The 14011-nt window shown below is 71.4% G+C and carries 14 protein-coding genes; 5 read left to right on the top strand and 9 right to left on the bottom strand.

The window, feature by feature from the left end; all coding sequences use genetic code 11:
* The first annotated feature begins 248 nt into the window (after positions 1 to 248).
* Both IOE58_RS14170 and IOE58_RS14165 read left to right on the top strand, forming a co-directional pair.
* Positions 249 to 494 (top strand): hypothetical protein, encoded by a 246-nt coding sequence (locus IOE58_RS14170; RefSeq protein WP_228018777.1) that lies wholly within the window; start codon positions 249 to 251, stop codon positions 492 to 494.
* Between the two features lie 12 nt (positions 495 to 506).
* Positions 507 to 821 carry a CueP family metal-binding protein gene (locus tag IOE58_RS14165; RefSeq protein WP_228018852.1) on the top strand — a complete coding sequence of 105 codons (315 nt, stop codon included), beginning with the start codon at positions 507 to 509 and terminating at the stop codon, positions 819 to 821.
* A gap of 13 nt (positions 822 to 834) precedes the next feature.
* Here the strand turns inward: IOE58_RS14165 and IOE58_RS03435 are convergent, their stop codons facing one another.
* Positions 835 to 2772 (bottom strand): heavy metal translocating P-type ATPase, encoded by a 1938-nt coding sequence (locus IOE58_RS03435; protein WP_396121469.1) that lies wholly within the window; start codon positions 2770 to 2772, stop codon positions 835 to 837.
* Positions 2773 to 2802: 30 nt separating this feature from the next.
* Here IOE58_RS03435 and IOE58_RS14610 point away from each other — a divergent pair, with 30 nt between their 5' ends.
* Positions 2803 to 3099, top strand: a complete 297-nt coding sequence (locus IOE58_RS14610) for a hypothetical protein (protein ID WP_193865028.1) — start codon at positions 2803 to 2805, stop codon at positions 3097 to 3099.
* 182 nt (positions 3100 to 3281) lie between these two features.
* Positions 3282 to 4661 (top strand): nickel pincer cofactor biosynthesis protein LarC, encoded by a 1380-nt coding sequence (locus IOE58_RS03425; RefSeq protein WP_193865027.1) that lies wholly within the window; start codon positions 3282 to 3284, stop codon positions 4659 to 4661.
* A gap of 11 nt (positions 4662 to 4672) precedes the next feature.
* Here IOE58_RS03425 and IOE58_RS03420 read toward each other — a convergent pair whose 3' ends face one another.
* Positions 4673 to 5056: a hypothetical protein gene (locus IOE58_RS03420; protein ID WP_193865026.1), complete on the bottom strand. Its 384-nt coding sequence runs from the start codon at positions 5054 to 5056 to the stop codon at positions 4673 to 4675.
* A gap of 302 nt (positions 5057 to 5358) precedes the next feature.
* Between IOE58_RS03420 and IOE58_RS03415 the strand changes: the two genes are divergently transcribed.
* Positions 5359 to 5727: a cupin domain-containing protein gene (locus IOE58_RS03415; protein WP_193865025.1), complete on the top strand. Its 369-nt coding sequence runs from the start codon at positions 5359 to 5361 to the stop codon at positions 5725 to 5727.
* 69 nt (positions 5728 to 5796) lie between these two features.
* Here the strand turns inward: IOE58_RS03415 and ppsA are convergent, their stop codons facing one another.
* The 7 genes from ppsA to IOE58_RS03380 form a co-directional block, all read right to left on the bottom strand.
* Entirely contained in the window at positions 5797 to 8172 is a 2376-nt protein-coding gene (gene ppsA, locus IOE58_RS03410) for a phosphoenolpyruvate synthase (RefSeq protein WP_193865024.1), read from the bottom strand.
* A 70-nt stretch (positions 8173 to 8242) separates the two neighbouring features.
* Positions 8243 to 9049, bottom strand: coding sequence for a pyruvate, phosphate dikinase/phosphoenolpyruvate synthase regulator (locus tag IOE58_RS03405; RefSeq protein WP_193865023.1), 807 nt, complete (start codon positions 9047 to 9049; stop codon positions 8243 to 8245).
* A 271-nt stretch (positions 9050 to 9320) separates the two neighbouring features.
* Positions 9321 to 9980, bottom strand: a complete 660-nt coding sequence (locus IOE58_RS03400; protein WP_228018775.1) for a class I SAM-dependent methyltransferase — start codon at positions 9978 to 9980, stop codon at positions 9321 to 9323.
* Positions 9977 to 11017 carry a hemolysin family protein gene (locus IOE58_RS03395; RefSeq protein ID WP_193865022.1) on the bottom strand — a complete coding sequence of 347 codons (1041 nt, stop codon included), beginning with the start codon at positions 11015 to 11017 and terminating at the stop codon, positions 9977 to 9979. The genes IOE58_RS03400 and IOE58_RS03395 overlap by 4 nt, the downstream gene beginning before the upstream one ends.
* Positions 11014 to 12480 carry a CNNM domain-containing protein gene (locus IOE58_RS03390; protein ID WP_193865021.1) on the bottom strand — a complete coding sequence of 489 codons (1467 nt, stop codon included), beginning with the start codon at positions 12478 to 12480 and terminating at the stop codon, positions 11014 to 11016. The genes IOE58_RS03395 and IOE58_RS03390 overlap by 4 nt, the downstream gene beginning before the upstream one ends.
* Before the next feature lie 275 nt (positions 12481 to 12755).
* Positions 12756 to 13418, bottom strand: a complete 663-nt coding sequence (locus IOE58_RS03385; protein WP_193865020.1) for an alpha/beta hydrolase — start codon at positions 13416 to 13418, stop codon at positions 12756 to 12758.
* A gap of 29 nt (positions 13419 to 13447) precedes the next feature.
* Positions 13448 to 13849, bottom strand: coding sequence for a hypothetical protein (locus IOE58_RS03380; RefSeq protein WP_017823556.1), 402 nt, complete (start codon positions 13847 to 13849; stop codon positions 13448 to 13450).
* Positions 13850 to 14011 lie beyond the last annotated feature (162 nt).

Below are 14011 nucleotides of genomic sequence, written 5' to 3'. Positions count from 1 at the left end.
CTCCGAGCTGCCGCCGCGGCCGCCCGAGGCGTCGGAGCTCGCGACCCTCGCAGCCCACCCCTTGGTGCTCCACGCCCTCACCTCACCGCATCGGCGGTGCCCGGACGGCCGAGCAATCGGCGTGGCCTGGCTGGCCGAGGCGCGGACTCGCGTCGACGGGTGGGGCCGCGGGACCGCGGTCCCAGCTCGCGCATACCCTGCCCGGGTATGGTCGGGGCGTCCTCGCCGTCGTCCCGAAGGATCCTCCGATGACTCTCGCCCTGCCGCGTCGGACCCTGCTCGCCGCCCTCGCCGCGACCCCGCTGGCGCTCGCCGGCTGCTCCGCCGGCCCGTCGGCCGCGGAGGAACTGCTCTCCGCCCACGACCTGCCCGCCGGCACGGCCCGCGAGGTGATCGACGCGCTCGAAGCGCTGCCGCTCGACGAGCGGCCCTCGGAACTGCTCGCCTCCGTTGGCACCGACGTGCTCACTCTCTCCGACACCGCAGGGCGGTAGGCGACCCTCGAGCTGCCCGCGGAGGAGCTCTACGTCTCGGTCGCGCCGTTCGTGTCCAGCACCCATGAGTGCTTCCTCCACAGCCTCACCACGTGCCTCGGCGAGCTGGCGGAGGAGGAGCTCGCGGTGCGGGGCGAGGACGCCTCCGGGACGGTGCTGATCGACGAGGAACGCACCACCGCACCGAACGGCTTCCTGGGCCTGTGGCTGCCCCGGGAAACGGAGCTCACGCTCACCCTCGCCGGAGCGGCAGGCGAGGCCACGACGACGCTGCGCACCGACGCCGAGGCCCCCACCTGCATCACCACGATGCAGCTGGGGGCCTGAGCAAGGCAGGGCCTCAGCGCCGGGCGGCGACCGCCTCGGGACGCAGGTCCAGACGGCGCAGCAGCTGCGCGTTCAGCGCCACCACGACGGTCGAGGCGCTCATCAGCAGCGCGCCGACGCTCATCGGCATGACGAACCCGATCGGGGCAAGCACACCGGCGGCGAGCGGGACCGACAGCAGGTTGTACCCGGCCGCCCACCAGAGGTTCTGCCGCATCTTGCGGTAGGCGGCGCCCGACAGCTCGATCACCGACAGCACCGCGCGCGGGTCCGAGGAGGCGAGCACCACCCCGGCCGAGCCGATCGCGACGTCGGTGCCGGCACCGATCGCGAGGCCGACGTCGGCCCGGGCGAGGGCGGGGGCGTCGTTGACGCCGTCGCCGACCATCGCGACCTTGCGGCCCTCGTCCTGCAGCGCGGCGACGCGGCTCGCTTTGTCCTCGGGACGCACCCCGGCGAAGATCCGGTCGATGCCGAGCTCGGCGCCGACGTGCTCGGCGACGTTCTGCGCATCGCCGGTGATCATGACGACCTGGATGTCGCGGGCGTGGAGCGCGTCGATCGCCTCTCGGGACTCCCGGCGCACCGCGTCGACGAGCTTGAGGGCGCCGACGGCCTCGCCGCCCTGCAGCACGTGCAGCACGATCGCGCCCTCCTCGCGCCAAGCGGGGGCTTCCTCGAGCTCCGCGGCGCCGGTCTCCTCGAGCAGGCGCGGCCCGCCGACGCGGATCTCGTGCCCGTCGACCTGCGCGCTCACGCCGAGCGCGGGGGCGGAGGCGACCTCGGAGGCGGCGGGGACCGCGACCCCGTCGGCCGCGGCCCGTTCACGGATCGCGCCGGCGAGCGGGTGCTCGCTCTCGGACTCGGCCGCGGCCGCCAGGCCCAGCAGGTTCTGCTCGTCGAGCCCGCTGCCGGGGGCGACGGCGATCTCGGAGAGCTCGGGCTCGCCGCGGGTGAGGGTGCCGGTCTTGTCGAACAGCACGGTGTCCACGGTGCGCATGCCCTCGAGGGCGAGCCGGTCGGTGACGAGCACGCCGGCGCGGGCGGCGCGCTCGGTCGCGAGCGAGACCACCAGCGGGATCGCCAGGCCCAGCGCGTGGGGGCAGGCGATGACCAGCACAGTGACGGTGCGGATGACGGCCTCGTCGGGCATGCCCAGCAGCGCCCAGACGAGCGCGGTGATGACGGCGGCGCCGAGCGCGAACCAGAACAGCCAGGCGGCGGCCCGGTCGGCGATGCGCTGGGCGCGGGAGGAGGAGGACTGCGCCTCGGAGACCAGGCGCTGTATCCCGGCGAGCGCGGTGCCCTCTCCCGTCGCGGTGACCTTGATGCGCAGGTTCGAGTCGGTGGCGACGGTGCCGGCGACCACGCGGTCTCCCGTCGTGCGCGGGACGGCCCGGGACTCGCCGGTGATCATCGACTCGTCGACGTCGGCGCGGCCCTCGACGATGGTGCCGTCGGCCGGGATCGAGGCGCCGGGGCGGACCAGCACGACATCGCCCTCGCGCAGGTCGGAGGGGGCGACGGTGACGATCTCGTCCCCCTCGATGCGCTCGGCCTCATCGGGCAGCAGCGCCGCGAGGGAGTCCAGCGCGGAGGAGGTCTGCGCGAGTGAGCGCATCTCGATCCAGTGGCCGAGCAGCATGATCACGATCAGCAGCGCGAGCTCCCACCAGAACTCGAGCTCGTGGTGGAGCAGGCCCAGGGTCGCGCCCCAGGAGGACAGGAACGCGACGGTGATGCCGAGGCTGATCAGCAGCATCATCCCCGGTGCGCGGGAGCGGAGCTCGGAGAGCCCGCCGCTGAGGAACGGCTTCCCGCCCCACGCGTACATGACGGTGCCGAGGATCGGTGCGATCCAGCCGAGACCCGGCACGTCAGGGATCGTGTAGCCGATCAGGTGCGCGAACATCGGCGAGAGGCCGACGACCGGCACCGCGAGCACCAGCATGATCCAGAACATCCGACGGAACTGCGCGACGTGATCGCCGTGCCCGCCATGTCCCCCGTGCCCGTGGTGCCCGGCGTGCATGTCGTGACCGGCGTGCGCGTCGTGACCGGCGTGCGTGTCGTGGCCGCCGTGATCGTGGTGAGCCCCGCTCCCGTGATGCCCGGCTTCCATGTCGCGCCCGGCGTGCGCGTCATGGCCGTCGTGGCCCCCGCGGCCCTCGTGCTGGTGCGTGCCCCGATCGCCGCCCTCGCCGCCGAGAGCGACGTGGGAACCCTGTCGTCCGTGCCCCTCGTGATGCGTGCTCATACCGAGACCATTTACCCCTAGGGGGTATTGACCAAGGGCGGGGGGCCGACGCCACCCACCACTCCTCACCGAACGCCGGCCTGGTGGCCGCCATGCTGGCGCTGGGCGAGGTCGCCGTAGAGACCGTAGGGGTCTCCGACGAGGCGTGAGCGACCGCGACGGCCTGCTCGATCTCGGCGAGCCCGGGCCGATACGATCCGGTCATGGATCCCGCCACGCCCCGCACCGCCTATCTCGACGCGACCGCCGGGATCGCCGGCGACATGCTGCTCGCCGCGCTCGTCGACGCCGGCGCGGACCTCGCGGGCGTCCAGCGCGTGCTCGACGCGCTGGTCCCGGACTCGGTGCGCTTCGTCCGCTCCGACGTTGACCGCGGCGGGCAGCGCGCGGTCAAGGTCGACGTGGAGGTGCTGGTCGACGACCCGCCGCACCGCACCTGGGCCTCGATCCGGGAGCTGCTGGAGCGTTCCCGTGGGAACGTCGACGTCCCTGAGCGCACCGTCGACCTGGCGCTGGCGGTGTTCGGCCGACTCGCCGAGGCGGAGGGCGCCACCCACGGGGTGCCGGCCGACGAGGTCCACTTCCACGAGGTGGGAGCGCTGGACTCGCTGGCCGATGTGATCGGCGCCTGCGAGGCGTGGCGGCAGTTGGGCATCACCGAGGGCACCGCGAGCGTGATTGCGGTCGGCTCCGGGCGCATCCGCGCCGCTCACGGGGACATCCCGGTGCCGGTGCCGGCCGTGGCCCGCCTGGCCATCGGCTGGCCGACAGTGGCCGGGGAGATCCTGCCCGGGCGCGGCCATCACCACGCGCACGACCACGACCACGACCACGACCACGACCATCATCACTCTCACGACGAGCACCTCCCTGCCCACGCACAGGGCGGCCCCCACGCGCACGGCAGCCGGAAGGTCCCCCCGGGCGTCGCCCCCGGCATCGGCGAGCTCGCCACCCCTACCGGAGTGGCCCTGGTGCGCGGCCTGGCCACCACGGCGGGCCCACAGCCGGCGATGACGGTGCTGGCCCTCGGGATCGGCGCCGGCACGAAGGACACCCCGGGCCGACCGAACGTGGTGCGCGTGCTGATCGGCGAGCCCGTCGGCCATCCCACCGGCTCGCCGCTCCACGACGTCCATGACACCCCCACCTCCGCCGTGCAGATCGAGGCGAACGTGGACGACTTGGATCCGCGCCTGTGGCCAGGGGTGGTCGACGCTCTCCTGGACCACGGCGCGCTGGACGCGTGGCTCACGCCGATCGTGATGAAGCACGGCCGCCCTGCCGTGACCGTGCACGCCCTCGCCAGGCACGACGCCGCCGATGAGCTCGCCGATCTGCTGATGCGCTCCACGGGCACGCTTGGCGTGCGGATGCATGCCGTGGAGCGCCGCATCCGCACCCGGTCCTTCGAGCACGTCGAGGTGCGCGGCCAGCGGATCGCGGTGAAGGTCGCCCGCGACGACGACGGCACTGTGGTGCGGCGGGAGCCCGAGTTCCGGGACGTGGCCGCTGCGGCCCGCGTCGCGGGGCTCACGGAACGGGAGATGCTCCACCTGGCGCGCACCGCGGCGGAGGGGTAAGCGCCGTGTGATCAGATGTAGGTCTCGAACGCCAGGAACTCGCCTGGATCGCCAGTGCGGCACAGGTTCAGCTCATAGAACTGCACGTTCTCCACATCCCATCTGCACGCGGTGGGGTGCACGTCGCTGACGTCGTCCCCGGTCTCGCCGGCTTCCTCGATCAGCTGGTCCAGGTGGGCGGCGTCGCCACCATCGGCTGCCCGGGTATACGTCTCCGGGTCGAACAGGCTTCCGGGCGCTGGATCAGGAACTCGGATGCGGTAGATGGTGACGAAGTCGGTCGTGAATCCCCCGTCGGAGCGCGCCACCATCGTGAACTCGGCATCCGCGGGCAGCTCTATCCCGGACTTCTGCTCGAAGACGGCCCGCCAGTCAGGTTCCTCGACGGCATCCATCAGGCTGCACCCGGTCACTCCCACGCCGAGGATCACCGCTGCGAGAAGGCTCCGCGCACTCCTTCCCCTGCTCGCCCTCAGCTCTTGGATGTCCATGGCGACCTCCGTCGGGTCCAGTGCCTGACCGTGCTCTCCACCTGACCGTAAGGGGCCGCCGCCGATGCGTCTCGACATCCACCATGTCCGCGCTGAACCTGCACCAGTCCTCCCCTGCGCCGACCGCTTGCCCGGTGATTCACCTGACGGATCCGCTGTCCTGGCGGATACTGTGCAGGGACATCCGCCGCTCCCCAGGAGGAATCATGGCCGCCCTGTCCGACACCATCAGCCTCGCGATCGACAAGGCCCTCGCGGCCCCCCACGGCCGCCACGCCGAGATCCTCGTGAACGACGGCCCGCTGCGGCAGACGGTCATCGCCCTGAAGAAGGGGGTACGCCTGGCCGAGCACAACTCCCCGCCTGCGGCGTCCATACAGGTGATCCGCGGGGTCCTCCAGGTCTCCGGCGAGGACGAGGTGGTGATCCAGGAGGGTCACGTCGAGGCCCTCACCCATCAGCGCCACGCGGTGGAGGCGCTGGAGAACACCGTGTTCCTGCTGACCACCGTCACCAGCATCCCTGGCCGGACCAGCCACACCGGCCAGATCCCGGTGGTGGACCCCGAGGTGTGAGGCACCCGGCGGTATTGCCGGGTCACGTCCGGGGAGCCGGTCCCACGGGCCAGTGCTGCCTCCGTGGTCTCACCCCCGTCGCGCGATCCTCAGCCAGGTGTCCACCACCGTGTCGGGGTTCAGGGACATCGAGGCGATGCCCTGGTCCACGAGCCATTGGGCGAGGTCCGGGTGGTCGCTGGGGCCCTGACCGCAGATGCCCACGTACTTGCCAGCCACGCGGCATGCCTCGATGGCGCGCGACAGCATGAACTTCACGGCCGGGTCGCGCTCGTCGAAGGTCTCTGCCACCAGGGCGGAGTCGCGGTCCAGGCCCAGGGTCAGCTGGGTCATGTCATTGGAGCCGATGGAGAACCCGTCGAAGTGCTCGAGGAACAGCTCGGGGGTGATGGCGTTGGAGGGCACCTCGCACATCATCACCACCTGCAGGTCGTTCTCCCCGCGGCGCAGGCCGTGCTGGGCCAGCAGGTCGATGACGCCCTTGCCCTCCGCGGGGGTGCGCACGAAGGGGATCATGATCTTCACGTTGTCCAGGCCCATGTCCTCACGCACGTAGCGCAGGGCCTCGCACTCCATCGCGAAGCAGTCCGCGAAGTCCTTGGAGAGGTAGCGGGAGGCACCGCGGTACCCGATCATCGGGTTCTCCTCGTGCGGCTCGTACACCTCGCCGGCCAGCAGGTTCGCGTACTCGTTGGACTTGAAGTCGCTCATCCGCACGATCACGGGGTTGGGGGCGAAGGCTGCGGCGATGGTGGCCACGCCCTCGGCGACACGCTGCACGAAGAAGTCGCGGGGGCTGTCGTAGGCGGCGATGGCCTCCTTCACCTTGGCGGCCACGTCCGGGTGCTCGGCCTGGAGGGTGTCCAGCTCCAGCAGGGCGCGGGGGTGGATGCCGATCTGGCGGTTCACGATGAACTCCAGGCGGGCCAGGCCCACACCGGCGTTGGGCAGGCGGGAGAAGGCAAAGGCCTGGTCGGGGTTGCCCACGTTCATCATGATCGAGGTGGGCACCTCGGGCATCGAGTCCACCTGGGAGGTGGAGACGTTGAAGTCCAGCAGCCCCTCGTACACGAAGCCGGTGTCGCCCTCGGCGGCGGAGACGGTGACCTCCTCACCGTCCTTGAGCTCACGGGTGGCGGTGCCGGTGCCCACCACGGCAGGGATCCCCAGCTCACGGGCGATGATCGCGGCGTGGCAGGTGCGGCCGCCGCGGTTGGTGACGATCGCGGAGGCGCGCTTCATGATCGGTTCCCAGTCGGGGTCGGTCATGTCGGCCACCAGCACCGAGCCGGGCTGGAAGTCGTGCATCTGGTCGAGGGAGGTGAGCACCGAGACGGGGCCGGAGCCGATCTTGGCGCCGATCGCGCGGCCCTCGGCGCGCACGGTGCCGCGGGAGGACAGGTGGTACTTCTCGACGGTGGAGCCGGCGCGGGACTGCACGGTCTCGGGGCGGGCCTGCAGCACGTAGATCTGCCCGTCGGCGCCGTCCAGGCCCCATTCGATGTCCATGGGGCGGCCGTAGTGCTCCTCGATGATGAGGGCTTGGCGGGCCAGGTCCAGCACCTGCTCGTCGGTGAGGGACAGCTTCGCCTGCTCGGCGGGAGCCACCTCGACGAACTCGGTGGTGCGACCCACGGCGGTGTCCTGGGCGTAGATCATCTTGGTGGCCTTGTCGCCCACGGCCCGCTTGAGGATCGCGGCCTTTCCGGCGCGCAGGGCGGGCTTGTACACGTAGAACTCGTCGGGATTGACGGCCCCCTGCACCACACCCTCGCCCAGTCCGTAGGCGGAGGTGATGAACACGGCCTGGTCGAAGCCGGACTCGGTGTCCACGGTGAACATGACGCCGCTGGCGCCGATGTCGGAGCGCACCATCTTCTGCACGCCGGCGCTGAGTGCGACGGAGGCGTGGTCGAAGTCGTGGTGGACGCGGTAGGCGATGGCGCGGTCGTTGTAGAGGGAGGCGAACACCTCGCGGATCGCGGTGAGCACGGCGTCGATGCCGCGCACGTTCAGGAAGGTCTCCTGCTGGCCGGCGAAGGAGGCGTCTGGGAGGTCCTCGGCGGTGGCGGAGGAGCGCACCGCGAAGGATGCCTCGGCGCCGCTGCCGGCGGCGAGCTTCTCGTATGCCTCGCGGATGTCGGCCTCGAGCTGGGCGGGGAAGGGCTGGGCGACGACCATGTCGCGGATCTTCTTGCCGGTGTCGGTCAGCGCCATGGTGTCGTCGGTGTCCAGGCCGGTGAGCATCCCGTCGATCCGCTCGGCCAGGCCGGTGGCACCCAGGAACTCCCGGTAGGCGTCGGCGGTGGTGGCGAAGCCGTCGGGCACGTGCACGCCGAGGCGGGCGAGGTTGGAGAGCATCTCGCCGAGGGAGGAGTTCTTGCCTCCCACCTGCTCGAGGTCGGCCATTCCGAGTTCGGAGAACCAACGGATGCTGGAGGTCATGGTCATGCTCCTTCCGGCGGCGGTGCCGCGATGGGTGCGCTTCGTTGCGTCGTACAGCAGGATCGGGGGGTCAGGGGGCGGGGCGGTCGGTGAGGGACTGCAGGATGAGTGTGGACATCTCCTCGACGGACTTGCTCGAGGAGTCCACGAACGGGATGCCGTAGTAGTCGTAGATGCGGCGGGCGCGGGAGAGCTCCCAGTGGGTCTGGTCCACCGAGGCGTACCGCGAATCGGGCCTGCGCTCCCCCCGCACCTCGGAGAGGCGCTTCGGGCTGGTGAGCAGGCCGAAGCAGCGATCGGACAGGTCGGCGATGGTCTGCGGCAGGTTGCCGTTCTCGAAGTCCTCGTCCACCAGCGGGTAGTTCGCCACGAACACGCCGTGCATGAGGGCCAGGTACATGCTGGTGGGGGTCTTCCCGCAGCGGGAGGGGGCGATGAGGATCACGTCGGCCCGTTGGATGGCGCGCACGGACTGGCCGTCGTCGTGCTCGATCGCGAACTCGACGGCCTGCATCCGCCGGTTGTAGCGGCGCACGTCGCCCACGCCGTGCAGGCGGGCGGGGGCGTGGTCGCTGGAGAGACCCAGCTGCGCCTCGATGCGGGCCAGGTGCCCGGAGACGAAGTCGATCACGGGGGCGCGGGTGCCCAGCAGCACCTCCCGCACCTCCTCGTCCACCACGGTGAGGAACACGATCGGCTCCACGGGCCCGTCCATCGCCTGGTTCAGCTGCTCGCGCACCTCCTCCGCCTCCCTGGTGGTGCGCAGGAAGGGGATCAGGCGGCGTTCGAACGGGACGGTGGGGAACTGGGCGAGCAGGGCGTTGCCCATGGTCTCGGCGCTGATGCCGGTGGAGTCGGAGATGAAGTACACGGGCACGGCACCGTGGGTCTCCTGGACCGGTGCGTCACTGCCATCGGGGGCGACGGTGGGGGCCGGGGCGGCGGGTGAGGTGATCTCCCGGCTCTCGGCTCGGGGCAGCGGCCGGGAACAGGCAGCGGAGGGGCCATCGTGGACCTTTCCGTCGGGCGAAGGAACTGACCCGCAGCGACACGTCGTCGTGCTCGCCCTCACCGTAACGCCGGTTTCGCCGCGGCCGCAGGCCGTTCCGCCCGGTGGTACGTCACATCCGGTGCGTCACCCCACGGCATCAGGCCTGCGTCAGCACCGCCACCAGGAACTCGTCGTCACCCTCGGCTCCCTCGCCGCGGGGCTGCAGGTCCCAGCCGGCGAAGCGCTGCTGCACACGCAGGCCCGCGCTCGCGGCATCGACCTCGAAGCGGCCGACGGGGTATCCGTGCCCCGGGCCGAAGCCGGCCACGAACCGCCCGTCGGGCGCCAGGTGCTGCGCGATCCGGGTGAGGGCCGGGACGCGCTCGGCGCCGGAGAGGAAGGTGAGCACGTTCCCGGCGCACACCACCAGGTCGAACAGTTCGCGCTGCCCGTGCTCGTCCCGCAGGTCCAGCTCGGCGAGGTTCCCCGTCTCCCAGCGTGCGGCGGGATGGTCCTGGCGGGCCACCCCGATCAGGGTGGGGTCCAGGTCCACGCCGGTCACGTGGTGCCCGACGCCGGCGAGGTAGCCGCCCAGTCGGCCGGTGCCGCAGCCGGCGTCCAGCACCCGCGAGCCCCGGGCGGCCATGGCGTCGATCAGCCGTGCCTCACCGTGGATGTCCTGGCCGGAGGCCTCGATGCGTCGCCACCGGTCCGCGTAGCCCCGGGCATGCTCGGGGTTGCGGGCCACTGCCGCTTCCCAGAGGTTCTGCGCCGGGCCCGACGCCGCAGAGCCGGGCCCGGCAGGCGCGGGGCTCATGCCGCGGCCCGGGAGTCGTCGCGGATCTGTCCCACCAGTTCCTCCAGCATGTCCTCGAGGGTGACGATGCCGATCACGCGACCGGTGCGGTCGGTGGCGGCACCGAGGTGGGCACCGCTGGCCTGCATGCTGGCCAGGGCCGCACGCAGCGGCTGGTCGGCACCCACGCGGGGCAGTGCGCGGATGCGGTCCGCGGGGATCGGCAGGTTGCGGGCCTCGGCGGCCGACTCCAGCAGGTCCTTGATGTGGACGTAGCCCTCGAGAGTGCCGTCGGCCGCCTTGATGGGGAAGCGGGAGAAGCCGTCGATGGCGGCTTCCTCCGCCTGGGCGGCGCTGACCCCGGCGGGCAGGGTGGAGACCCGGTCCAGGGGGATCACCAGGTTCACCAGGCTGCGCTGCTCGAAGGTGAGCGCGCCCAGCAGCAGGGCCTCGTCATTGTCCTCCAGCAGGCCGCCGTCGTGGGACTCGCTCACCATCGCCGCCACCTCGTCACGGGTGAACACGCTGGTCACCTCGTTCTTGGGAGTCACGCCGAACATGCGCAGCACCAGGTTGCCGATGCCGTTCATGGCCCACAGCACCGGGCGCAGCACGAACACCACGCCGGACAGGATCGGGCCCAGCACCAGGGCCATCCGCTCGGGTCCGGCCAGGGCGATGTTCTTGGGGATCATCTCGCCGAACACCACGTGCAGGTAGGTCACCAGGGTCAGGGCGATCGCGAAGGAGATGGGGTGCACCAGGGCGTCGGGAACGCCCAGCCACTCGAAGGGGCCCTCCATGACGTGGGCGATGGCGGGCTCGCTGATCGCACCGAGCGCCAGGGAGCACACGGTGATGCCCAGCTGGGCTCCGGCCATCATCAGCGAGACGTGCTCCATCGCGTTCAGGGTGACCTTGGCGGCCCATTTCCCCTCGTGGGCCTGGGGCTCGATGATCGAGCGGCGGGCGCTGATCAGGGCGAACTCGGCGCCCACGAAGAACGCGTTGGCGATCAGCAGCACGATGGTCAGGGCGATACCGGTGAGGAAGCTCATCGCTGTGCCTCCTCATCGCTGGAGCGCCGGGATGTCGCGGCGTGGGAGCCGCCCGGTCCGTTCGGGGTGCTCGGGGAACTGGGCGAGTGCGGCGACCGCGGGGAGCTCGGGGAGCGCGGGCCGTCGTCATCGGCGGGAGGCTCGATGCTGACGTGCAGGGTCTCGATGCGCAGGCCGTCCATCTCGCGCACCTCGAGGCGCAGCTGGGCGGGGTCCTCCCCCGGTTCGGGGTCGGTGGGGACGACCACTTCGTCGCCCACCTCGGCCAGGCGTCCCAGTTCCATGGTGACCAGGCCGCCCAGGGTCTCGTAGTCCTCGTGCTCGGGAACGGTGACACCCAGGCGGTCGCTGGCCTCGTCCGGTCGCAGGATCGCGTCGAGGTCCCAGGAGCCGTCGGGGTCGGGCACGTCGTCGGTCTCGTCGTCGTGCTCGTCGCGCACCTCGCCCACGATCTCCTCGACCAGGTCCTCCAGGGTGATCAGGCCGTCGGTGTCGCCGAACTCGTCGACCACCAGGGCCATCTGCAGGCCTCCGGCACGCAGGGTGTCCATCAGGTCGTCCAGCGGCACGGTGTCCGGGACGAAGGTGGCACTGCCCATCACGGAGTCCACGCGGGTGGTGGGGCGCTGCTCGAAGGGAACCGCGAGGCCGCGACGGATGTGCGCGACCCCGGCCACCTCGCCCTCGTCGTCCAGCACGGGGAAGCGGGAGTGGCCGGTGGTGCGGGCCAGTTCCAGCAGGTCCTGCACGGAGTCGTCCACGTCCAGGGTGTCCATGCGGCCGCGGGGCACCATCGCGTCGTGGGCACGGCGGTCGCCGAAGGCGAGGGTGCGCTCCACCAGGTCGGCGGTGTCAGCGGTCAGGGCACCCTCGTCGGCGGAGCGCCGCACCAGGGCGGAGAGCTCCTCGGGGCTGCGGGCGGAGCTGAGCTCCTCCTGCGGCTCGATGCCCATCTTGCGGATGATGGCGTTGGCGTTGCCGTTGAACAGTCGGATCGGCCAGCGGAACACCGAGGTGAAACCGCGCTGGAAGCCGACAACGGCGCGGGCGGTGCGCAACGGTTCGGCTATCGCCAGGTTCTTGGGGACCAGCTCACCGAAGATCATGGTGAGCCCGGTGGCGAGCACCAGGGCGATGGCCACCGAGACCGAGCGGGCGGCGAGATCGCTGAGACCGGCGTCGATCAGCGGCGGGCCCACGAGCTTGGCGATCGCGGGTTCGGCGAGGAAGCCGATGCCCAGGTTGGTCACGGTGATGCCGAGCTGGGCCCCGGACAGCTGGGTGGAGAGGGTCTTCATGCCCTCCAGCACTCCCTGGGAGCGCTTGTCGCCCTTGGCCGCAGCGGCTTCGACGTCGTTGCGGTTGGCGGTGATCAGGGCGAACTCGGCGGCGACGAATCCGCCGCAGGCGGCGATCAGCAGCAGGCTGACCGCCAAGGATATGAGGGGGCCGATCAGATCCACGGACGGATCCTCCCGGTCACTGGTGTCACGTGCAGGCCCGAAGGCCTGGGACTGTCACCGGGTGCGTCGCTTGCGGCGCTCATGTTCTCCTGGTTCTCCTCGATCCGCGGCGTCTCTCGGCGCGGAATGAGAGCAGACTACCGGCTGCCCCCTGTGCCGTCACCGGTGATGTGGACGGCGCTCGCAGCGGCGCGGAACCGTGGGCTGATCCGTGATACGGCGTGCGGCGGCGCCTGGCAGATGGCAGCCGGGAGCCTCAGGCGCGGGAGGAAGCCTCAGGCGCGCTCGTCGGCCCGACGCTGCAGGAAGGCGGCGATGGCGCGCAGCTCCACCTCGTCGACGGCGTGGCCCAGATGGGGGCGGCGTTCCTCCTCCAGCGTGGTGTGGGCGCGCATGTACTCCCGCACCCGCTGTTCGCGGTCCTCGTCGAACAGGGGGTCCAGGCCGCCGTGGCCCCACAGGGCAGGGGGCTTCACCTCCGCGAGCGCCGCATCACCGGGCATGGCCGCAGGGAAGGGGGCGCCGGAGAGCTGCACGATCCAGTCCAGGGCGTGCGGGTCCCGTCGCAGCAGCTGCAGGCCCAGGATGCCGCCCTGGGAGAAGCCGATGGCGCCGACCACGGGGGCGGTCTGCTGGGCGATCCAGGTCTCGACGGCAGCGGCGGAGGTCTGGATCTTCTCGGTCGCGGCGGGGCCGATGTCGGACTCGAGCCAGGCGTAGCCCTGCACGTAGCGGTAGATGCCGCGCAGGGATGCGTAGGCGAAGCTCGGCGGGAGGTAGGGCACCAGTCCGGTGAGGTCGCGCTCGTGACTGCCCAGGCCGTGCAGCAGCAGCACGACGGGGGCCTCGGGATCGCGGGAGCCCATGCGCACCACGGCGGTCTCGTCGATCTCCGGGGCGATCAGTTCGACGGGCGGGTTCATGGGGGTGCTGGTCATGCCTCGAGGGTACTCAGGTGCCGTCGTGGTCAGGTGCCGTAGTGGGCGGCGAGGTCGTCGGTGTCGGGGTGACCGGCGGACGCCGGGGGCACGACGTCCTCGGCGGCGGCGGAGAGACCGCGGTCGGCCTCCGCACGCGCGATGACGGCGACCTGGGCGGGGTCCTTCGGCGACAGCTCCCGGTAGGCGGCCGACAGGCGCTGCAGGACGTCGTCGTAGGCGGTGAGCAGTTCGTCGTGGTCCGCGGCGCGCAGGGTGAGGGCTCCGTCGATCGCGGTGCCTCGGCTGAAGGAGCTCAGGTAGCGGATGCTGCCGACGACGTAGTGCTCGCTGCCCTCGACGGCCTGCTGCAGGGCGGCGGTGACAGTGGCGTCATCGGGCCCGCGGTTCACACCGCAGGCGGCCAGCAGGGTGCCGAGCAGTCCTGCCATGGCGATCCTCCGTCCCATAGGTTCCATCCCCTGATTGTCCCCGACGCCCGGGCCATCGCGTATCAGGGCGGCAGGGGGTCAGGGCACCGGGACGCGGGGCCGGCAGGGCGACACGGCCCGTGCTCAGCTCAGTTCAGTTCAGTTCAGTTCAGTTCAGTTCAG

Origin of the sequence: Brachybacterium epidermidis, assembly GCF_015209585.1 — a bacterium.
Lineage (GTDB): Bacteria > Actinomycetota > Actinomycetes > Actinomycetales > Dermabacteraceae > Brachybacterium > Brachybacterium epidermidis.
The sequence above is the reverse complement of the archived record's forward strand: the minus strand, read 5'-3'. Positions and strand labels throughout refer to the sequence as shown.